General features: G+C 35.1%; 22 protein-coding genes and 1 pseudogene. 16 read left to right on the top strand and 7 right to left on the bottom strand.

Annotated elements, in window-relative coordinates; genetic code table 11:
- Positions 1-267: 267 nt before the first annotated feature.
- Positions 268-528 carry a hypothetical protein gene (locus tag JV528_RS12450; RefSeq protein ID WP_001825923.1) on the bottom strand — a complete coding sequence of 87 codons (261 nt, stop codon included), beginning with the start codon at positions 526-528 and terminating at the stop codon, positions 268-270.
- 118 nt (positions 529-646) lie between these two features.
- Here JV528_RS12450 and JV528_RS12445 point away from each other — a divergent pair, with 118 nt between their 5' ends.
- Positions 647-1,849, top strand: coding sequence for a GTP-binding protein (locus JV528_RS12445; RefSeq protein WP_001062994.1), 1,203 nt, complete (start codon positions 647-649; stop codon positions 1,847-1,849).
- Positions 1,850-2,507: 658 nt separating this feature from the next.
- Here JV528_RS12445 and JV528_RS12440 read toward each other — a convergent pair.
- From JV528_RS12440 to JV528_RS12425, 4 genes are all read right to left on the bottom strand, one after another.
- Positions 2,508-2,570 (bottom strand): phenol-soluble modulin PSM-alpha-4, encoded by a 63-nt coding sequence (locus JV528_RS12440; protein ID WP_014532416.1) that lies wholly within the window; start codon positions 2,568-2,570, stop codon positions 2,508-2,510.
- A 63-nt stretch (positions 2,571-2,633) separates the two neighbouring features.
- Positions 2,634-2,702, bottom strand: a complete 69-nt coding sequence (locus JV528_RS12435; protein ID WP_014373779.1) for a phenol-soluble modulin PSM-alpha-3 — start codon at positions 2,700-2,702, stop codon at positions 2,634-2,636.
- A gap of 51 nt (positions 2,703-2,753) precedes the next feature.
- Positions 2,754-2,819, bottom strand: a complete 66-nt coding sequence (locus tag JV528_RS12430; RefSeq protein WP_014373780.1) for a phenol-soluble modulin PSM-alpha-2 — start codon at positions 2,817-2,819, stop codon at positions 2,754-2,756.
- A gap of 31 nt (positions 2,820-2,850) precedes the next feature.
- The gene (locus JV528_RS12425) at positions 2,851-2,916 is read right to left on the bottom strand and encodes a phenol-soluble modulin PSM-alpha-1 (RefSeq protein ID WP_014373781.1); all 66 of its coding nucleotides are present in this window, start codon (positions 2,914-2,916) and stop codon (positions 2,851-2,853) included.
- Between the two features lie 519 nt (positions 2,917-3,435).
- Here JV528_RS12425 and JV528_RS12420 point away from each other — a divergent pair.
- The 3 genes from JV528_RS12420 (at position 3,436) to JV528_RS12410 (ending at position 8,162) form a co-directional block, all read left to right on the top strand.
- Positions 3,436-4,920, top strand: a complete 1,485-nt coding sequence (locus JV528_RS12420) for an NADH dehydrogenase subunit 5 (protein WP_204177744.1) — start codon at positions 3,436-3,438, stop codon at positions 4,918-4,920.
- 12 nt (positions 4,921-4,932) lie between these two features.
- Positions 4,933-7,638 carry a DUF2309 domain-containing protein gene (locus JV528_RS12415; protein WP_204177745.1) on the top strand — a complete coding sequence of 902 codons (2,706 nt, stop codon included), beginning with the start codon at positions 4,933-4,935 and terminating at the stop codon, positions 7,636-7,638.
- 161 nt (positions 7,639-7,799) lie between these two features.
- Positions 7,800-8,162, top strand: a complete 363-nt coding sequence (locus tag JV528_RS12410; protein ID WP_000831495.1) for a Na-translocating system protein MpsC family protein — start codon at positions 7,800-7,802, stop codon at positions 8,160-8,162.
- A gap of 227 nt (positions 8,163-8,389) precedes the next feature.
- Here JV528_RS12410 and JV528_RS12405 read toward each other — a convergent pair whose 3' ends face one another.
- Positions 8,390-8,806 (bottom strand): hypothetical protein, encoded by a 417-nt coding sequence (locus JV528_RS12405; protein ID WP_014532572.1) that lies wholly within the window; start codon positions 8,804-8,806, stop codon positions 8,390-8,392.
- Positions 8,807-8,843: 37 nt separating this feature from the next.
- Here JV528_RS12405 and JV528_RS12400 point away from each other — a divergent pair, with 37 nt between their 5' ends.
- The 10 genes from JV528_RS12400 to aaa all read left to right on the top strand — a co-directional run bounded on the left by JV528_RS12400 (position 8,844) and on the right by aaa (position 18,541).
- Complete coding sequence (locus JV528_RS12400) at positions 8,844-9,518, top strand: phosphatase PAP2 family protein (RefSeq protein WP_000565814.1); 675 nt, start codon at positions 8,844-8,846, stop codon at positions 9,516-9,518.
- A gap of 36 nt (positions 9,519-9,554) precedes the next feature.
- Complete coding sequence (locus JV528_RS12395) at positions 9,555-10,289, top strand: alpha/beta hydrolase (RefSeq protein WP_001220809.1); 735 nt, start codon at positions 9,555-9,557, stop codon at positions 10,287-10,289.
- Between the two features lie 202 nt (positions 10,290-10,491).
- Entirely contained in the window at positions 10,492-10,581 is a 90-nt protein-coding gene (locus JV528_RS12390) for a hypothetical protein (protein WP_041204252.1), read from the top strand.
- A gap of 165 nt (positions 10,582-10,746) precedes the next feature.
- Positions 10,747-12,084, top strand: coding sequence for a sodium-dependent transporter (locus tag JV528_RS12385; protein ID WP_000828717.1), 1,338 nt, complete (start codon positions 10,747-10,749; stop codon positions 12,082-12,084).
- 215 nt (positions 12,085-12,299) lie between these two features.
- Positions 12,300-13,205 carry a PLP-dependent cysteine synthase family protein gene (locus JV528_RS12380; protein ID WP_000634109.1) on the top strand — a complete coding sequence of 302 codons (906 nt, stop codon included), beginning with the start codon at positions 12,300-12,302 and terminating at the stop codon, positions 13,203-13,205.
- Complete coding sequence (locus JV528_RS12375) at positions 13,198-14,340, top strand: bifunctional cystathionine gamma-lyase/homocysteine desulfhydrase (protein WP_001036646.1); 1,143 nt, start codon at positions 13,198-13,200, stop codon at positions 14,338-14,340. The genes JV528_RS12380 and JV528_RS12375 overlap by 8 nt, the downstream gene beginning before the upstream one ends.
- A 293-nt stretch (positions 14,341-14,633) precedes the next feature.
- Positions 14,634-15,659 carry a methionine ABC transporter ATP-binding protein gene (locus JV528_RS12370; RefSeq protein WP_000569274.1) on the top strand — a complete coding sequence of 342 codons (1,026 nt, stop codon included), beginning with the start codon at positions 14,634-14,636 and terminating at the stop codon, positions 15,657-15,659.
- A 3-nt stretch (positions 15,660-15,662) separates the two neighbouring features.
- A complete protein-coding gene (locus JV528_RS12365) occupies positions 15,663-16,322 on the top strand; it encodes a methionine ABC transporter permease (protein WP_000467994.1) in 660 nt (219 codons plus the stop codon).
- A 36-nt stretch (positions 16,323-16,358) separates the two neighbouring features.
- Positions 16,359-17,201, top strand: coding sequence for a dipeptide ABC transporter glycylmethionine-binding lipoprotein (gmpC, locus tag JV528_RS12360; RefSeq protein WP_000825529.1), 843 nt, complete (start codon positions 16,359-16,361; stop codon positions 17,199-17,201).
- Positions 17,202-17,533: 332 nt separating this feature from the next.
- The gene (gene aaa / locus JV528_RS12355; protein WP_001170267.1) at positions 17,534-18,541 is read left to right on the top strand and encodes an autolysin/adhesin Aaa; all 1,008 of its coding nucleotides are present in this window, start codon (positions 17,534-17,536) and stop codon (positions 18,539-18,541) included.
- A 186-nt stretch (positions 18,542-18,727) separates the two neighbouring features.
- On the opposite strand, the pseudogene JV528_RS12350 reads toward aaa, so the two are convergent.
- A pseudogene (locus tag JV528_RS12350) lies at positions 18,728-18,996 on the bottom strand (hypothetical protein).
- Between the two features lie 149 nt (positions 18,997-19,145).
- Between JV528_RS12350 and JV528_RS12345 the strand changes: the two are divergent.
- Both JV528_RS12345 and JV528_RS12340 read left to right on the top strand, forming a co-directional pair.
- Positions 19,146-19,541, top strand: a complete 396-nt coding sequence (locus tag JV528_RS12345; protein ID WP_000588522.1) for an NUDIX hydrolase — start codon at positions 19,146-19,148, stop codon at positions 19,539-19,541.
- Positions 19,531-20,016, top strand: coding sequence for a GNAT family N-acetyltransferase (locus JV528_RS12340; protein ID WP_000183665.1), 486 nt, complete (start codon positions 19,531-19,533; stop codon positions 20,014-20,016). The genes JV528_RS12345 and JV528_RS12340 overlap by 11 nt, the downstream gene beginning before the upstream one ends.
- Positions 20,017-20,162: the final 146 nt, after the last annotated feature.

The raw sequence follows: 20,162 nt of genomic DNA, 5'->3' as shown, positions 1-20,162 counted from the left end.
CTAGACTGGGTGCAGTTCAATATTCACAACTGACACTAGGCCGCTTCTTTTTAATTTAATTTATTCCCATGTAAAGTAATTCGAACCGAATCGAAATATCACACTCACAATTGTAAAAACACAACTTAAATTACTGTCCCGCATTAAACATGACCACATTCGTAACAGCAACAATAAAAATCCTCAAGTACCAAAAGCTATGACCACTTTATCAAAATCAACGCAAGTTAACCTCTCCCGAACTACCTGCTATAAATCATCATCACCCTACAAACCATAAAGCGCTGCAGTTAAGTATTGAATGGCATAGCCAATTGAAATGAAAATAGCAATCGTTATAATGGCACTGCCGATTGTATATAAAGTATGTTTCGTAGATAATCCTTCAGTCTTTGAACCAAAAACACTGAGTAGAATAAATGCAATACCAATGATATATAAAACTAAAATGACAAATAGCATGTTTATACACCTCGATTCTCTTTCGTGAGATATATCTTTGTCTCCATTATAAAGTAAAGCGCTCAATAATTTAATTAAGTATACTATTTTTTTATTATCGAAGATTGCGAAAGATGAAACGCTCCTATATAATGTAAAACGGAATTATTCCTATTTGCAAATAAATTGAAGTGAGGGTATATATATGGCTAAAATTCCAGTTACGGTATTAAGTGGTTATTTAGGCTCGGGGAAAACAACATTGTTAAATCATATTTTACAAAATCGTGAAGGTCGACGTATCGCGGTAATTGTAAATGATATGAGTGAAGTTAATATCGATAAAGATCTTGTCGCAGATGGTGGGGGACTATCGCGCACAGACGAAAAATTAGTCGAACTTTCTAATGGTTGTATCTGTTGTACACTTAGAGACGATTTATTAAAAGAAGTTGAGCGTTTAGTGAAAAAAGGTGGCATCGATCAAATTGTTATTGAGTCAACAGGGATTTCAGAGCCAGTACCTGTTGCACAAACTTTCTCATATATTGATGATGAACTTGGCATTGATCTTACAGCGATTTGCCGTTTAGATACAATGGTTACAGTTGTGGATGCTAACCGCTTCGTACATGACATCAACTCAGAAGATTTATTGATGGATCGTGATCAAAGCGTTGATGAAACAGATGAACGTTCGATTGCTGATTTATTAATTGACCAAGTTGAATTTTGTGATGTATTGATTATTAATAAAATTGATCTAATCAGTGAAGAAGAACTTGCGAAATTAGAAAAAGTGTTAAGTGCATTGCAACCGACTGCTAAAATTATTAAGACAACAAATTCTGAAGTAGATTTAAAAGAAGTCTTAAATACGCAGCGTTTTGATTTTGAAAAAGCGAGCGAGTCAGCAGGATGGATCAAAGAACTTGAGTCTGGTGGTCATGCATCGCATACGCCTGAAACAGAAGAATATGGCATATCATCATTTGTATATAAACGTCGTCTACCTTTCCATGCTAAAAGGTTCAATGATTGGTTAGAAAGCATGCCAAATAATGTCGTTCGATCAAAAGGTATCGTATGGCTAGCACAATACAATCACGTAGCATGTTTATTATCTCAAGCAGGGTCATCTTGCAATATTCATCCAGTTACATATTGGGTGGTTAGTATGTCTGAAGCGCAACAAACGCAAATATTAGCAGAACGTCAAGATGTCGCGGCTGAATGGGATCCAGAATATGGCGATCGTCATACACAATTTGTCATTATTGGTACAGACTTAGATGAAGGTGCAATTACAAAAGAACTTGATGCATGTTTAGTCAACGCACAAGAAATTGATGCTGACTGGCAACAATTTGAAGATCCATATCAATGGCAAATTAGACCTGCACGCTAAGTTGAATGAAGTATAATCATTTTTAAATTGTGGCTTAATTGTTTGCAATTTATGACAATTAATAAAAAGTTAAGATGTTCTTAGGATCTTTTTGTTTTCAATCTATCTAAAGTGTGATAGTTTTGATAAAGCAGAAATTTGCATTTTATCCATAGGGCTAGGACATGTATGTGTCTTAGTCCTTTTTATATTTGCGTTGATGAAAAATGACAAAATCATCGTACCAACTGTTAATTGAAAGTACAATCATTGTTTAACGGTCATAAAAATGAGTGAAGTAATTGCAGCTATCAATGTACTATTACTGCTTACAGTCACACGAGCGTTTCAGACTAAACGTGCAACGAAATTCTGCACGCGGCCAATATATATTGCGCTAGATCAAGAAGATCATTAAGATTTCGCACGCCAAATCATGAATGTCTCAGACCTCGAGTATCAAACATAAAACACGCCACAAAAATATACCGTGTCAGACTACAAAGATCACGAATATTCCGTACGTCCCACTAAGAACATCCTATACAAAAAACACCAAGACCATTTATTTGCAACAAACTACCCAGACTCACCTCACATCAATAAATCAACACAAAGCAAAGCCACCATCCCTATTGGTATAGTGGCCTGAGAATTTTAAGTATTCAATTCGCTTAAATTATTTTGCGAAAATGTCGATAATTGCTTTGATGATTTTAATGATAGTACCTACAATAGCCATCGTTTTGTCCTCCTGTATGTTGATTTAACATAGTGATGAGTTGTTGATCGTTAATGTTTGAGATTAGTTGTTACCTAAAAATTTACCAAGTAAATCTTTAAAGAATTTGAATAATTTTGCTACGAATTCCATGTGAATGGCCCCCTTCAAATAAGATGTTCATATCTATGATATTTTTATAACTTACTTACCAGTGAATTTCTCAATTAATCCTTTAATGAATTTAATGATTCCTGCAATGATACCCATGTGAAAGACCTCCTTTGTTTGTTATGAAAACTTATTTACCAGTGAATTGTTCGATTAAGCTTTTGATAACTTTAATGATGCCAGCGATGATACCCATTAAGATTACCTCCTTTGCTTATGAGTTAACTTCATTGTACATAGTTATCTTGTGCGTAATTGATTTTTTTCCTAACTTGAATTGTTATGATCATAACTGCGAATTTTTTATTTTAAATGGACGGGAAATACTGCCTAACTGTACAGTTGCATTTACAAAAACTTTACAATCATTGGTTTAATAGAGGTTAAGGTCATGAATTTGACATGAAGCAGAAATTTAATTATATTTTATGTTATAAGTTTAAAACGAATAACACGTTAGGTCTCGTCTAGGCAAAGCATATTTATGAAGATGAATTGAACAGACAGAAATAACATTATATATACATATGTGCATGGGAGCACGCTTAAAGAGAACAGTGTAACAAGGTATATCAACATACCATGGTACAGTGTCTAGTTAAACTGAAACCTGCAATAGTAAATTTTCTGCCATTATGTACAGAATCTACTATTGTAGGTTTTTATTTTTATACATAAGCATTATGCGAGAGATTAGAAATAAGGAGGTTATGCAGTGTTAAGTTTTCAATTGCTATTTTCACTGTTTGTTATTGCGCTTATCATTGCATTGATAAGTGGCTTGTTGTTTTTAGCACCAGTTATGCCAATGAGATATATTAAATTACATTTATACATACTAGTCATGCCAGTATTATTTGCAGTTATTGGCTTTTTCGGTATTCACGGTCAACATGTCTTAGGCCCATTTAAAATAGATCGTTTATCTTGGTTATTAGCTGGCTTTGTAATGGCGCTTGGCTTTATTATTCAAAAGTTTTCAATGCGATATTTACTAGGTGATCATCATTATAGACATTACTTTCCATTGTTCACTGCGATTACGTCGTTTGCATCTTTAGCATGGATGTCTGAAGACTTAAGACTGATGGCACTCTGCTGGGGTATGACATTATTATGTTTAACATTGCTGATGAACGTTAATCGTTTTTGGAAAGTGCCACGTGAGTCTGCGAAATTATCAAGCATGACATTTTTATGTGGTTGGCTTGCATTCGTTGGAGCAATTGTAACTATTTATATTGCGACTGGCGAGTGGCGGGTACCACAACATATAGCGCATCCGACATGGTCATTGTTGACGAATGTACTACTTGTATTAGCTGTCATGATACCAGCAGCACAATTTCCTTTTCATCGATGGTTGATTGAATCTATAACAGCACCAACGCCAGTATCGGCAATTATGCATGCAGGAATTGTGAATGCAGGTGGTGTTATTCTAACTCGTTTTGCGCCGATATTTGATAATGGATTTGCGTTATCATTATTACTTATCCTTTCAAGCATTTCTGTATTGTTAGGATCAGGCATTAGCTTGGTTCAAGTTGACTATAAACGCCAATTAGTGGGCTCTACGATGAGTCAAATGGGCTTTATGTTAGTTCAATGCGCATTGGGTGTATATTCAGCAGCGATTATTCATTTAATATTGCACGGTATTTTTAAAGCAACATTATTTTTACAATCAGGTTCTATCGTGAAGCGATTCAATATTCCAAAACAAGCATCTGCTAAAGACGCTTATGGCTGGATTGTCATGGGACGTGTATTAGCTATTATCGTGGCATTTCTATTTTGGATGAGTAGTGATAGAAGTGCATATGAAGTGTTAAGTGCACTCATTCTAGCATGGTCATTACTTGTATCTTGGAATCAAATGGTAGCCTTTAGTAAAGGACGTATGGCACGTCTGGTTGGCATGATTTTGATTTCAATTGTGACATTTATCTACATCATCACACATAATTATTTTTACGATGTATTACAAAATATAACAACACATGCGACAACACCGCCTACAATTAGTGTCATCATTAGTGTTGTCATATTAATATTTGGTAGTTTATTGAGTATCTGGGTAGCGCGTCATCGATACTCTAAGACTTTTGCGGTATTGTACGTGTGGTTAGTTAATCTAGGTGAAGCACGCTCGAAAGCGATAGAAAGTCATCCGAATTATTTGAAGAAGTATTTATAGGAGGTGAAAGGTATGACAACACAGTTAAATATCAATTCAGTCATTGAAAATGCGAAACGTGTTATTACACCATTATCACCGATTTCGATTTTTGCAGCACGAAATCCATGGGAAGGATTAGAAGCGGATACGTTTGAAGATGTCGCAAAATGGTTACGTGACGTTCGCGATGTGGATATTTTTCCGAATAAAGCATTAATAGAAAGTGCTGTGGCACGTGGTGAATTAGATGAAAGTGTCTTTAATCAACTTGTTACTGATATGTTACTTGAACATCACTACAATATCCCGCAACACTACATCAATCTTTATATTGATAACATTAAAACATTAAAAGACGTACCTGCATCATATATGAATCATTCAAATGTTGATGTTGTTGCTGATCTACTATTAGAAAAATCAAAACGTGATATGGCTGAATCATATTATCACTATGATGTACGTCCGATGAGTGATGCATTAGTAGATGAACAAGGTGAGCCACTTAGCGAACAAGTGAATCGTCAAATGATTAAATGGACGAAACTTTATATCGATCAATTTCTATCGAGTTGGACAATGCCGAAGCGTGAGCAAAGTTTTTACCATGCATGGTTGCATTTAGCGCAACGTGATCATAGTTTTACTAAAGCACAGCGCCAAGTGATTAAAGGCTTACCCAATGATCCTAAAATGACGATAGAGTCAGTATTAAATCATTTTTCAATAGCGCAGGAAGACTACCAAGCTTATGTTGAAGGACATCTTTTGGCGTTACCGGGTTGGGCAGGTATGTTGTATTACCGTTCACAACAGCATCACTTTGAACAACATTTGTTAACGGATTATTTGGCCATTCGGTTAGTTGTCGAACAATTGCTAGTTGGTGATGAGTTTAAGTCAGTCACTAAAGATTGTGAAAGCAGATCGGAAAATTGGTTTAAGCAAACTGTTGCATCATGGTGTTACTACAGTGATATGCCTAGCGATGTATTACTACAACATGACGTCAATGAAATTCAAACGTTTATTCATTTTGCAGCAACTATGAATAAAAATGTATTTAAAAATTTATGGTTGATTGCCTGGGAAATGACATACGAATCTCAGTTAAAACAAAAAATTAAAGCAGGTCATGAAAGTGTGGCGGGCGCATTAGATGTAAACCAAGTAAATGTTACTGAAAATGACAACGCTAATCAGTCACATTCAGTATCGTTAAATGCCACACAAGCAGTTGATGAAAATAATAGCGAGCTAAATCAGGTGGGCACATCAACGAAAGCGCAAATTGCATTTTGTATAGATGTTCGTTCAGAACCATTTCGTAGACATATCGAAGCAGCGGGGCCCTTTGAAACGATTGGTATTGCAGGTTTTTTTGGATTACCTATTCAAAAAGATGCCGTAGACGAACAATTCAAACATGATTCATTACCTGTCATGGTACCGCCGGCATATCGCATTAAAGAGTTTGCAGACCGTTACGATATGAATGTTTATCGACAACAGCAACAGACAATGTCATCGATGTTTTACACATTTAAATTGATGAAAAATAATGTCATGCCTAGTCTGTTATTGCCTGAATTAAGTGGGCCATTTTTAAGCTTGAGTACCATTGTCAATACGATTATGCCTAGAAAAAGTCGCGCGTCTTTACAGAAAATAAAACAAAAATGGTTGAAGAAGCCTGAAACAAAGTTAACGATTGATCGTGAGTTTGACAGAACATCAGACTTACCTGTTGGATTTACTGAGCAAGAGCAAATTGATTTCGCGTTACAAGCGTTGAAATTGATGGATTTAACCGAAGCATTTGCGCCGTTCGTTGTGTTAGCAGGTCATGCTAGTCATTCCCACAATAATCCACATCATGCATCACTTGAATGTGGGGCTTGTGGTGGTGCATCAAGCGGTTTTAATGCTAAGTTATTAGCGATGATTTGTAATCGTCCAAATGTCAGACAAGGATTAAAACAAGCAGGTGTAGTAATTCCGGAGACCACGGTCTTTGCGGCAGCAGAACATCATACGTCTACTGATACGTTGGCATGGGTATATGTGCCAGATACATTATCTTCTATTGCTTTAGATGCATATGAATCATTGAATGACGCCATGCCGATGATTTCTGAACACTCGAATCGCGAACGTTTGAACAAACTGCCAACGATTGGTCGTGTGAATCATCCAGTGGAAGAAGCGCAGCGGTTTGCAAGTGATTGGAGTGAAGTGCGTCCAGAATGGGGTCTGGCTAAAAATGCATCATTTATAATTGGACGACGCCAATTAACAAAAGGCATTGATTTAGAAGGGCGGACATTTTTACACAATTATGATTGGCGTAAAGATAAAGATGGCACATTGTTAAATACCATCATTTCTGGTCCGGCACTTGTGGCACAATGGATTAATTTACAATATTATGCGTCGACAGTTGCGCCGCATTTTTACGGAAGTGGGAATAAAGCGACACAAACCGTCACGTCAGGTGTTGGTGTCATGCAAGGTAATGCGAGTGATTTGATGTATGGCTTATCATGGCAATCTGTTATGGCTGCTGATCGAACGATGTATCATTCGCCAATTCGTTTGCTTGTCGTTGTTCAGGCACCCGACTATGTTGTAGCTAGACTACTCGCGAATAATGAGCATTTCGCTAGGAAGGTGTCTAATCATTGGCTGCGTTTAATGAGCGTTAATGAGGAAGGGCGTTTTAAAAGTTGGATTTAACGATGAAATGTTGCGATGCTAAGTAACTAATATATCATCATATCTACAATGTTCTAGCTTCTTAAAATATACTAAAAATGATAAACTTAATGTAATAGTTGATGTCGTGATAACGATACAAAGATGAAGTAATCAATTTTAATATTATTGGAGTTAGTGATATGAAAAGAACGAAAGGTGAAATCGAAGCTGAAATCAGTAAAGCCATTACGCAATGGGAAAAAGATTTCCTTGGCAGAGGTTCCTTGTCGGTTAAATCAGACATTTTAAGAGATATGGTGATTATTAGTTTGCAAGGTATCTTAACGCCAGCAGAATATCGTGTGTGTAGTACGAATGAAGGATTATTAAATATTAAACGAACACGTTCTGAATTAGTTGAATCCGGTGAGCAAGATTTGAATGATATCATTTTTAAAATTACAGGTATCAAAGTGATGAGCTTCCATAGTGATTTAAGTACAGTTACAGGTGAACGTATTATCGTATTCAAACTTGAGGATAATTTGGAAAAGCATATTTAAGAAGGTTATGTATGCTTCTGCTGGCTTATTAAAGCTATAGAAGTATGCTTGGTTAAACAGCGCAACGCCATATATTTGGGTGTGCTGTTTTTCTATTATATGATGTGTTTATCATGTGGAAGAATGTGTGGCTATGAATATAGCCCGTGAAAGGCGTATGTCATAAAATTTGCGAATGCTGACAAGTCAACGCAAGCATATTTGTTGCGAGACTGCCCACTATCCTTTTACATAAAGAGTATATGTGTGACGTAGGCATATAATCGATAAAGTATACCTAAAAAATTAGGTATAATGACCATTGTTGCAATAAGTTTTTCGGCCTTAAAACCGATAACGCATAGTATAATAGGAATAAAATATAATACAAATATCCAGTAAATCAAATTTGAAAACGATGGATGTATAGGGGTAAAGAATCTAACTAATGTAATGATTAACGCTATATAGACAAAAATTATTCTATTGATACGCCCTACCCCCTCTGTATAATAAATATAGATCGTACTAAATTGGAAATAGCAAAATATTGTTATTTCAATTATACAATGTTTTATTTGCAATATACATAACAATATGAACTTTATAATTTTGATATTGTCGGTAAAGTGAAATTTGTGGCACATTGATATTATGGATAACATTTGTAAAATGAAAATGATGATACGAGGAGATTGTAAGATGATAGATAAAAAATTAACATCACCTAAAATGACAGTGCCTTTATTTTTAATCGCGCTGATTGTATTTATAGGTATGTTTTACAGTGTAGTGACAAACCAAGAATGGCTTAAAAATATAGATATGGGATCATTAACATGGTTTACAGATTATTTCGGTGAGCCACAACGTCAGTATATTAACAATTTGTTTAATTACTATATGACGTTTAGTGCGGAAATTGGAGATGTCAAAGGTGTCGTGTTGATTTCCATTATCGTCACAATCATACTGTTTATTAAACAGAGGCATTTAGCGGTTTGGTTTGTGACATATTTGGTTTCAGGTGTCATCATGAACAAATTAATTAAAGATACTGTTTTACGTCCAAGACCATATAATCATTTAGCCGTTGATACAGGCTTTTCATTTCCGAGTGGACATTCCAACGCCAGCACATTATTATATTTCGCCTTAATGATCATTATTATTTCAGTTGCTGCTAAGACAATAACAAAAGTGTTGAGTGCGCTGGTTATGGGAATATTATGGCTTAGCATATTATTTTGTCGCCTTTATTTTCATGCGCATTACTTTTCAGATGTCATTGGCGGCACGTCACTAGCAATCATTTGGGTAGCGTTATTCCTAATGGTATACCCATACTTTATTAATCATCGACGACAACGCGTTTAGCAAACATCTTTAGACATAGTGGAGGTATATAGAAAAATGAGAATTAAAACACCGAGTCCATCTTATTTAAAAGGCACAAATGGACATGCGATATTATTATTACATTCATTTACAGGTACAAATCGGGATGTGAAGCATCTTGCAGCTGAGTTAAATGACCAAGGATTTAGTTGTTATGCACCGAATTATCCAGGTCATGGTTTATTGTTGAAAGATTTCATGACATATAATGTAGATGATTGGTGGGAAGAAGTTGAGAAAGCTTACCAATTTTTAGTCAATGAAGGTTATGAATCTATCAGTGCAACGGGTGTGTCTTTAGGTGGATTAATGACATTAAAATTGGCGCAGCACTACCCGTTGAAACGTATCGCTGTCATGTCAGCACCAAAGGAAAAGAGTGATGATGGCTTAATAGAACATTTAGTTTATTATAGTCAACGCATGTCGAATATTTTAAATTTAGATCAGCAAGCATCGAGTGCGCAATTAGCAGCAATTGATGATTATGAAGGTGAAATTACGAAGTTTCAACATTTTATTGATGATATCATGACAAATTTAAATGTTATTAAAATTCCAGCTAATATATTATTTGGTGGTAAAGATGCACCATCCTATGAAACAAGTGCACACTTTATTTATGAACATTTAGGATCAGTAGACAAAGAATTAAATGGTCTGAAGGATTCACATCATTTAATGACGCATGGAGAAGGCAGAGATATTTTAGAAGAAAATGTTATTCGCTTTTTCAATGCTTTAACGTAATTGAAGATTTTAAAAATTAACACTTGAGTGACGATGTTATTATATTTGTCATTTGAGTGTTTTTTTGTGGCGTGATAGTATAGGGAACTTAGACAAAGTTAATTTTTAGTGTGATGTCGTGGAAATATTATGGAGTTATACCAGAAGTTGATTTGTATTGTAATGTCGTGGGAATTTTGTTGGCATTGTACCTGAAGTTGTTATGTGGCGAGATGTTGGGGATATAGATGGTGTTGTATGTGGCGAGATGTTGGTGCACGTATACAGCGTTGAACCAGAAATTTTAATGTAGCGTAATGACAACACATTACAAGGGATTTACTATATTATGATAAACCCAGGCGCTACCGTATTAATGAAACAATTTTGATGCAGGTGTATTGCATGTTATTTACATACATGTTAGAGTGTTACTTAAACACGTAGACGCTTTAACGCTTTAAAGGAGATGTGAATGATGAAAAGACAACAATCACAATGGAAGTCATCAACTGGATTTATTTTAGCTAGTGCGGGTTCTGCAATCGGTCTTGGTGCCATGTGGAAATTCCCATATATGGCAGGGATCTATGGCGGCGGTGCCTTTCTAGCTATGTTCTTAATATTCACCATTTTTGTTGGATTACCGTTACTCATTATGGAATTCACTGTTGGGAAAATGGGACGGACATATACAACACAAATATATAGTAAATTAACTGGTAAAAAATGGCTCAATATCATTGGCTGGAACGGTAATTTGGCAGTGTTTATTTTATTTGGCTTCTATAGTGTTATCGGTGGTTGGATTGTCATTTACATCGGACAAGTATTATGGCAATTAGTTATATTTCAACGCATCAATCATCTCCAAGAAATGAATTTTGAAGCGGTAATATCAAATCCTTGGTTAACCGTTCTAGGGCAAGGTATATTCATATTCGCTACGATGATTATTGTCATGTTAGGTGTTGAAAAAGGATTAGAAAAGGCATCGAAAGTTATGATGCCGTTGCTGTTTGTCTTTTTAATCATCATTGTGATTAAGTCTTTAACATTAGATGGTGCCTTAGAAGGTGTGAAATTTATTTTACAACCAAGAGTATCAGAGATTACTGCTGATGGAATCTTGTTTGCGCTAGGTCAATCATTCTTTACGTTATCATTAGGAACTACAGGTATGATTACTTATGCGAGTTATGCCTCTAAAGACATGACGATTAAGTCATCAGCTATTTCTATCGTTGTTATGAATATCTTTGTATCTGTATTGGCAGGCCTAGCTATATTTCCGGCGTTACATAGTTTTGGCTATGAACCACAAGAAGGGCCTGGATTATTATTTAAAGTACTGCCAATGGTCTTTAGTCAAATGCATCTAGGCACATTATTCTATTTGGGATTCTTAATGCTGTTCTTATTTGCGGCTTTAACGTCATCTATTTCTTTATTAGAATTAAATGTTTCTAACTTCACGAAGAATGACAATACAAAACGTAAAAAAGTCGCAGTGATCGGTAGTATTTTAGTATTTATTATTAGTATTCCAGCAACCTTATCTTTTGGTATCTTAAAAGATGTAAGATTCGGTGCGGGAACGATTTTTGATAATATGGATTTCATCGTTTCGAATGTATTGATGCCATTAGGCGCATTAGGTACTACGCTTGTCGTAGGACAATTATTAGATAAAAAATTATTACAACAATATTTTGGTAAAGATCGATTTAGATTATTCAGTGGTTGGTATTACTTAATTAAGTATGCGATGCCTGTCGTTATTATTTTAGTCTTTATCGTGCAATTATTTAGTTAATATATAGAAGCATCTGACGCACAAGTATTTGTGTTGCTCAGGTGTTTTTTGTTTGGAATTGAAAAGTTAGTACTGCTTCTGAATTAATCGAAACTTAGATAATTGCAAAATAACAAAATGTCGTTTATAATTCTTATCTGAAAAGTAAGAATTAAAATTGAGACATGAAGAAAGGTTTCATTCATTTGATCGGCATGTCAGATGAGGGTGCATCTATGATTACTTATGATTTAATTGGCAATACACCATTAGTACTGTTAGAACATTATAGTGATGATAAAGTTAAAATTTATGCCAAACTTGAACAATGGAATCCCGGAGGCAGTGTTAAAGACAGACTTGGGAAATATTTAGTAGAGATGGCAATTCAAGAAGGGCGTGTGCGTGCAGGTCAAACTATTGTTGAAGCGACTGCTGGCAATACAGGCATAGGGTTAGCTATTGCAGCAAATAGACATCATTTGAAATGTAAGATCTTTGCGCCGTATGGTTTTTCAGAAGAAAAGATTAATATTATGATAGCGCTTGGTGCAGATGTTTCAAGGACGAGTCAGTCTGAAGGCATACTTGGAGCACAAAAAGCTGCACGTGCTTATGCTGAGAAATATAACGCTGTTTATATGAATCAATTTGAATCGTTTCATAATCCAGATACGTACTTTCATACGTTAGGACCTGAACTGATATCAGAATTACAGCAAATTGATTATTTTGTGGCTGGTATTGGCTCTGGCGGTACATTTACAGGTATCGCACGTTATTTAAAGCAACATCACGTGCAATGTTATGCCGTTGAGCCAGAAGGGTCCGTGTTAAATGGAGGGCCAGCTCATGCACATGACACTGAAGGTATCGGTTCTGAGAAATGGCCGATATTTTTAGAGAGAAGTCTTGTAGATGGGATATTTACGATTAAAGACCAAGATGCCTTTCGAAATGTCAAAAGTTTGGCAAAGCATGAAGGATTACTGGTAGGGAGTTCTTCAGGTGCAGCATTACAAGGTGCATTGAATTTAAAAGCGCAATTATCTGAAGGTACGATTGTTGTCGTATTTCCAGATGGTAGCGATCGATATATGTCTAAGGAAATATTTAATTATGAGGAGAATGATTATGAATAAGAAAACGAAATTAATTCACGGTGGACACACAACGGACGACTATACAGGTGCAGTTACAACACCAATTTATCAAACAAGTACATATTTACAAGATGACATTGGTGATTTACGTCAAGGATATGAGTATTCTCGTACTGCGAATCCAACAAGAAGTTCTGTAGAAAGCGTTATTGCGGCATTAGAAAATGGCAAACATGGCTTTGCATTTAGTTCAGGTGTTGCAGCAATCAGTGCAGTTGTTATGCTGTTGGACAAAGGTGATCATATTATTTTAAATTCAGATGTATACGGCGGTACTTATCGCGCATTGACAAAAGTATTTACACGATTTGGCATTGAAGTGGATTTTGTAGATACAACGCATACAGATTCAATTGTACAAGCGATACGCCCAACAACAAAGATGTTGTTTATTGAAACACCTTCTAATCCATTATTACGTGTTACTGACATTAAAAAGTCTGCTGAAATTGCGAAAGAACACGGTTTGATTTCAGTCGTTGATAACACATTTATGACACCTTATTATCAGAATCCATTAGATTTAGGCATCGATATTGTCTTACATTCTGCAACGAAATATTTAGGTGGACATAGTGATGTCGTTGCTGGTTTAGTTGCAACATCGGATGACAAGCTTGCAGAACGTTTAGCATTTATTTCAAATTCAACAGGTGGCATTTTAGGACCTCAAGATAGCTATTTACTTGTGAGGGGTATTAAAACATTAGGTTTACGTATGGAACAAATTAATCGCAGTGTTATTGAAATTATTAAAATGTTACAAGCACATCCAGCTGTGCAACAAGTGTTCCATCCAAGTATTGAAAGTCATTTAAATCATGATGTCCATATGGCTCAAGCGGATGGCCATACAGGTGTGATTGCATTTGAAGTAAAAGATACAGAAAGTGCCAAACAATTGATTAAAGCAACATCGTATTACACATTAGCTGAAAGTTTAGGTGCAGTAGAAAGTTTAATTTCAGTACCTGCACTGATGACACATGCATCCATTCCAGCAGATATTCGAGCTAAAGAAGGTATTACAGACGGACTTGTAAGAATTTCTGTAGGTATTGAAGATACTGAAGATTTAGTGGATGATTTAAAACAAGCACTAGATACGTTATAAATAATAGCAGCACTGGCATATATTTTGAGTTCAACATTTTTTGTTCTTGAATATGCTAGTGCTTTTTTAGTGTGATGTTAATATTTCGTAATTGCGTTGTGGAGGATTGCTGGTCATTTTTATTCATTTAATTCGATAAATGTCATAGTAGTCTCACAATTCATCATTGTCACATGAATCGCTTATTTTTTAATTTTTAGAAAATTCGGCAAATTGTATTGACGATATATGCAATTTTACATATAATGCTCTTATTCCTAGTGGATTAATAAGAATTTGTAGGAGGGGCGATGATGATTGAGTTTCGACAAGTTAGTAAATCGTTTCATAAGAAAAAGCAAACAATAGATGCTTTGAAGGACGTATCATTTACGGTCAATCGCAATGATATTTTTGGTGTGATTGGATATAGTGGTGCAGGAAAAAGTACGTTGGTAAGACTCGTGAATCATCTTGAAGCTGCCTCGAATGGACAAGTGATTGTAGATGGACATGATATTACGAATTATAGCGATAAAATGATGAGGGATATTAAGAAAGATATCGGTATGATATTTCAGCATTTTAATTTACTAAATTCAGCTACGGTATTTAAAAATGTAGCTATGCCGCTCATTTTAAGTAAGAAAAGCAAAACAGAAATTAAGCAACGAGTAACGGAAATGCTTGAATTTGTAGGATTAAGTGATAAAAAAGACCAATTTCCTGATGAATTATCTGGTGGGCAGAAGCAAAGGGTGGCTATTGCAAGAGCGCTTGTTACTAATCCGAAAATACTCCTATGCGATGAAGCAACAAGCGCATTGGATCCAGCAACGACTGCTTCGATATTGACGTTATTAAAGAATGTCAATCAAACCTTTGGCATTACAATTATGATGATTACACATGAAATGCGCGTTATTAAAGACATTTGTAATCGTGTTGCTGTAATGGAAAAGGGGCAAGTGGTTGAAACAGGAACTGTTAAAGAGGTGTTTAGTCATCCTAAAACGACGATTGCTCAAAATTTTGTGTCTACAGTTATACAGACTGAGCCAAGTACATCATTGATTCGTCGATTGAATGACGAACAAGTTGGCGATTTTAAAGATTATAAAATCTTCGTCGAGGAAACTCAGGTGACACAACCGATTATAAATGACTTGATTCAACTTTGTGGCAGAGAGGTTAAAATTTTATTTTCATCTATGTCAGAAATACAAGGTAACACCGTATGTTATATGTGGCTTCGATTTAATATGGATAAACAATTTGATGACAAGGCAATAAATCAATATTTCAAAGAGAAAAATATTCAATTTGAGGAGGTGCATTAACATATGTTTGGTTCTGATTTAGACAGTGCACAGTTATTACAAGCATTATACGAAACACTATATATGGTATCTATTGCTTTATTTTTAGGAGCAGTGATTGGTATTCCATTAGGTGTCTTATTGGTAATTACTCGAAAACAAGGCATATGGCCCAATATAGTGATACATCAAGTTTTAAATCCTTTAATCAATATTTTAAGGTCACTACCATTTATTATTTTGTTAATTGCGATTGTGCCATTCACAAAATTAGTAGTAGGTACTTCAATTGGTACGACTGCTGCCATCGTACCTTTAACTGTATATGTGGCACCTTACATTGCAAGACTTGTTGAAAACTCATTATTGGAAGTAGACGAGGGGATTATTGAAGCGGCGAAAGCGATGGGCGCTTCACCACTACAAATCATTAGATATTTTTTAATTCCTGAAGCGTTAGGTTCATTAGTATTAGCAATTACCACTGCGATTATTGGACTTATTGGAAGTACGGCGATGGCAGGAGCTGTTGGCGGTGGTGGTATAGGAGACTTAGCTTTAGTGTATGGTTATCAAAGATTTGATACGACGGTCATTATTATTACCGTTATTGTATTAGTCATTATTGTCCAAGTGATTCAAACGCTAGGGAATGTCCTAGCTAGGTTCATACGTAGACATTAATGATATATAGTGAAGATTTTGAAAGGAATTGATAGAATGAAAAGATTGATTGGGTTAGTTATCGTAGCACTTGTATTATTAGCAGCGTGTGGTAGTAACAATGATAAAAAAGTAACAATTGGAGTCGCATCAAATGACACTAAGGCTTGGGAGAAGGTTAAAGAATTAGCTAAAAAAGATGATATTGACGTGGAGATTAAGCACTTCTCCGATTACAATTTACCGAATAAAGCATTAAACGATGGTGATATTGATATGAATGCATTCCAACATTTTGCATTTTTAGATCAATATAAAAAGGCGCATAAAGGAACAAAGATTTCAGCATTGAGTACAACAGTTTTAGCACCGTTGGGTATTTACTCAGATAAAATTAAAGATGTCAAAAAGGTTAAAGATGGTGCTAAAGTTGTCATTCCAAATGATGTATCAAACCAAGCACGTGCACTTAAACTATTAGAAGCAGCTGGTTTAATAAAACTGAAAAAAGATTTCGGATTAGCAGGTACAGTGAAAGATATAACGTCAAATCCAAAACATTTAAAAATTACTGCAGTAGATGCACAACAAACTGCACGTGCTTTATCTGATGTCGATATTGCAGTTATTAATAACGGTGTAGCAACTAAAGCGGGTAAAGATCCAAAAAATGATCCGATTTTCTTGGAAAAATCAGATTCAGATGCTGTAAAGCCATATATTAATATTGTTGCAGTTAACGACAAAGACTTGGATAACAAAACATATGCTAAAATCGTAGAATTGTATCATTCAAAAGAAGCTCAAAAAGCGTTGCAGGAAGATGTCAAAGATGGAGAGAAACCTGTTAATTTATCTAAAGATGAGATTAAGGCAATAGAAACGTCATTAGCAAAATAAATTATATTGCGTCCTACAAGCAAAGTTCATGCTTATGTTTGTAGGGCGTTATTGTTTGACAATAAAAATGTTTCAAAAGACAGAAAGGGATTGTAAACATTTTATAGTGAAATATTATGAAATTGTAATAATTTAGATATTGTAAAATCTAATAAGTTGTAATAATTTTAAGGGGTAATTATAAAATTTGATGATACAGTATATGATTTTTTTGTAATCATAATGTCATCAAACATCAACCTATTATACATAATAAAATCGTATAATGATGTAGTATTCATAAATTCGGATAAAAGAATGTTAGGAAAGTTAAGCAAGAGGAGGATTTTAAAGTGCAAAAAAAAGTAATTGCAGCTATTATTGGGACAAGCGCGATTAGCGCTGTTGCGGCAACTCAAGCAAATGCGGCTACAACTCACACAGTAAAACCGGGTGAATCAGTGTGGGCAATTTCAAATAAGTATGGGATTTCGATTGCTAAATTAAAGTCATTAAACAATTTAACATCTAATCTAATTTTCCCAAACCAAGTACTAAAAGTATCTGGCTCAAGTAATTCTACGAGTAATAGTAGCCGTCCATCAACGAACTCAGGTGGCGGATCATATTACACAGTACAAGCAGGTGACTCATTGTCATTAATCGCATCGAAATATGGTACAACTTACCAAAATATTATGCGTCTTAATGGTTTAAATAATTTCTTTATTTATCCAGGTCAAAAATTAAAAGTATCAGGTACTGCTAGCTCAAGTAACGCTGCGAGCAATAGTAGCCGTCCATCAACGAACTCAGGCGGCGGATCGTATTACACAGTACAAGCAGGTGACTCATTGTCATTAATCGCATCAAAATATGGTACAACTTATCAAAAAATTATGAGCTTAAATGGCTTAAATAATTTCTTTATATATCCGGGTCAAAAATTAAAAGTAACTGGTAATGCAACATCTTCAAACTCAGGATCTGCAACAACTACGAATAGAGGTTACAATACACCAGTATTCAGTCATCAAAACTTATATACATGGGGTCAATGTACATATCATGTATTTAATCGTCGTGCTGAAATTGGTAAAGGTATTAGTACTTATTGGTGGAATGCTAATAACTGGGATAACGCAGCGGCAGCAGATGGTTACACTATCGACAATAGACCTACTGTAGGTTCTATCGCTCAAACAGATGTAGGTTACTATGGTCATGTTATGTTTGTAGAACGTGTAAATAACGATGGTAGTATTTTAGTTTCAGAAATGAACTATTCAGCTGCACCAGGTATTTTAACTTACAGAACGGTACCAGCTTACCAAGTAAATAATTATAGATATATTCACTAAAGTCTTACGTATATAAATATATATAATGAATTCCTATTACATTTCACAAGCTGAAAAGTTGGATTGAATCCTAAACTTTATGGCGGGGCTATCAAAGTCGTGATTGTTGTAATAGGAATTTTTGTATAAGAAAAAGGATTGGTCGAATGAACTTCATGTTCTATGTTCGACCAATCCTTTTCTGATTTAGTATTCATGCTTTACTTTGCGAATGCTTGTAAATAATCTAGCACCGTTTGTTATTAAAGTAACAACTGCCACTGCTTTTTGAACTTGCGTGGTGACTTAATTGAAATGTAAAAGTCTAACACGGTTCCTACAGTGCTTAAACCTAATGAAAGATGTACTAATTTTTTATTTTTAGCATGATATTTATAGCCATTGTAGCCGTCGACTATGAAACCTGCGACATTTAGTAAACTTGATAAACGTTGTGATTTGGAACGTTTTGCCATAATAATAATTCCCCCTAGTATCTTCTGTTTATATGGAAAACTTGCGTGCGCTGAATTGCTAACGTTTTGCACTATAACTACTCATATATGATAACATAATTGTACAGTATAATTTGAAAAATTGATTTCACAAAGTTGGGGTGTCATAGATGATTAAATGTGTCTGTTTAGTTGAAGAAACAGCTGATAAAATATTGCTTGTTCAAGTAAGGAATCGCGAAAAGTATTATTTCCCAGGTGGTAAAATAGAAGAAGGGGAATCACAAGTACACGCGCTGTTAAGAGAAGTAAAAGAAGAACTAAATTTAACATTAACAATGGATGAAATTGAATATATCGGGACAATTGTAGGTCCTGCATATCCACAACAGGATATGTTAACTGAGTTAAATGGATTTCGCGCATTAACCAAAATCGATTGGGAAAACGTAACTATCAATAATGAAATTACGGATATACGCTGGATTGATAAAGATAATGATGCGTTGATTGCGCCTGCTGTCAAAGTTTGGATTGAAACGTATGGTGGTAAACATGACAAATAATGACACTATCATGTTACGACATTATGTCCCACAAGATTATTCGATGTTAGAAGCTTTTCAATTAAGTGAAAGTGATTTGAAGTTTGTTAAAACGCCAGAGGAAAATATTACAGCTGCAATGTCTGATAATGAAAGGTATCCCATCGTTGTAATGGATGGCAGGCAATGTGTGGCCTTTTTTACATTACATCGTGGAAAAGGAGTCGCACCATTTAGCGATAACCAAGATGCAGTATTTTTTAGGTCATTTAGTGTTGATCAACGTTATCGTAATAAAGGAATAGGTAAAGTGGTAATGGAAAAATTGGCGTCATTTATCACTTCTACATTTCAGGATATTAATGAGATTGTGTTAACGGTAAATACTGACAATCCACATGCCATGGCACTTTATCGCCAACAAGGATATCAATATATGGGAGATAGTATGTTCGTCGGAAGACCTGTTCATATTATGGCGCTAACTATAAAATAAATTAAATTTAAAAGCATCTTTACTCATCGTCGACCACAACAATTAATGATGAATAAAGGTGCTTTTTGTTATAGACCACCGGACAATTTACTATAGTAAAAAGCGACCTAGTGAACAATTGACATATATCCACAGGTCGCTTAACT

The organism is Staphylococcus sp. GDB20D11A (genome assembly GCF_016893255.1).
In the GTDB taxonomy this organism is placed as follows: Bacteria; Bacillota; Bacilli; order Staphylococcales; family Staphylococcaceae; genus Staphylococcus; species Staphylococcus aureus.
The sequence above is the reverse complement of the archived record's forward strand: the minus strand, read 5'-3'. Positions and strand labels throughout refer to the sequence as shown.

Coding starts and splice junctions, on each gene's coding strand:
- JV528_RS12445 (WP_001062994.1), top strand. CDS start 647: ATGGCTAAAATTCCAGTTACGGTATTAAGTGGTTATTTAGGCTCGGGG.
- JV528_RS12415 (WP_204177745.1), top strand. CDS start 4,933: ATGACAACACAGTTAAATATCAATTCAGTCATTGAAAATGCGAAACGT.
- JV528_RS12410 (WP_000831495.1), top strand. CDS start 7,800: ATGAAAAGAACGAAAGGTGAAATCGAAGCTGAAATCAGTAAAGCCATT.
- JV528_RS12405 (WP_014532572.1), bottom strand. CDS start 8,806: ATGTTATCCATAATATCAATGTGCCACAAATTTCACTTTACCGACAAT.
- JV528_RS12400 (WP_000565814.1), top strand. CDS start 8,844: ATGATAGATAAAAAATTAACATCACCTAAAATGACAGTGCCTTTATTT.
- JV528_RS12395 (WP_001220809.1), top strand. CDS start 9,555: ATGAGAATTAAAACACCGAGTCCATCTTATTTAAAAGGCACAAATGGA.
- JV528_RS12390 (WP_041204252.1), top strand. CDS start 10,492: ATGTGGCGAGATGTTGGGGATATAGATGGTGTTGTATGTGGCGAGATG.
- JV528_RS12385 (WP_000828717.1), top strand. CDS start 10,747: ATGAAAAGACAACAATCACAATGGAAGTCATCAACTGGATTTATTTTA.
- JV528_RS12380 (WP_000634109.1), top strand. CDS start 12,300: ATGATTACTTATGATTTAATTGGCAATACACCATTAGTACTGTTAGAA.
- JV528_RS12375 (WP_001036646.1), top strand. CDS start 13,198: ATGAATAAGAAAACGAAATTAATTCACGGTGGACACACAACGGACGAC.
- JV528_RS12370 (WP_000569274.1), top strand. CDS start 14,634: ATGATTGAGTTTCGACAAGTTAGTAAATCGTTTCATAAGAAAAAGCAA.
- JV528_RS12365 (WP_000467994.1), top strand. CDS start 15,663: ATGTTTGGTTCTGATTTAGACAGTGCACAGTTATTACAAGCATTATAC.
- gmpC (WP_000825529.1), top strand. CDS start 16,359: ATGAAAAGATTGATTGGGTTAGTTATCGTAGCACTTGTATTATTAGCA.
- JV528_RS12345 (WP_000588522.1), top strand. CDS start 19,146: ATGATTAAATGTGTCTGTTTAGTTGAAGAAACAGCTGATAAAATATTG.
- JV528_RS12340 (WP_000183665.1), top strand. CDS start 19,531: ATGACAAATAATGACACTATCATGTTACGACATTATGTCCCACAAGAT.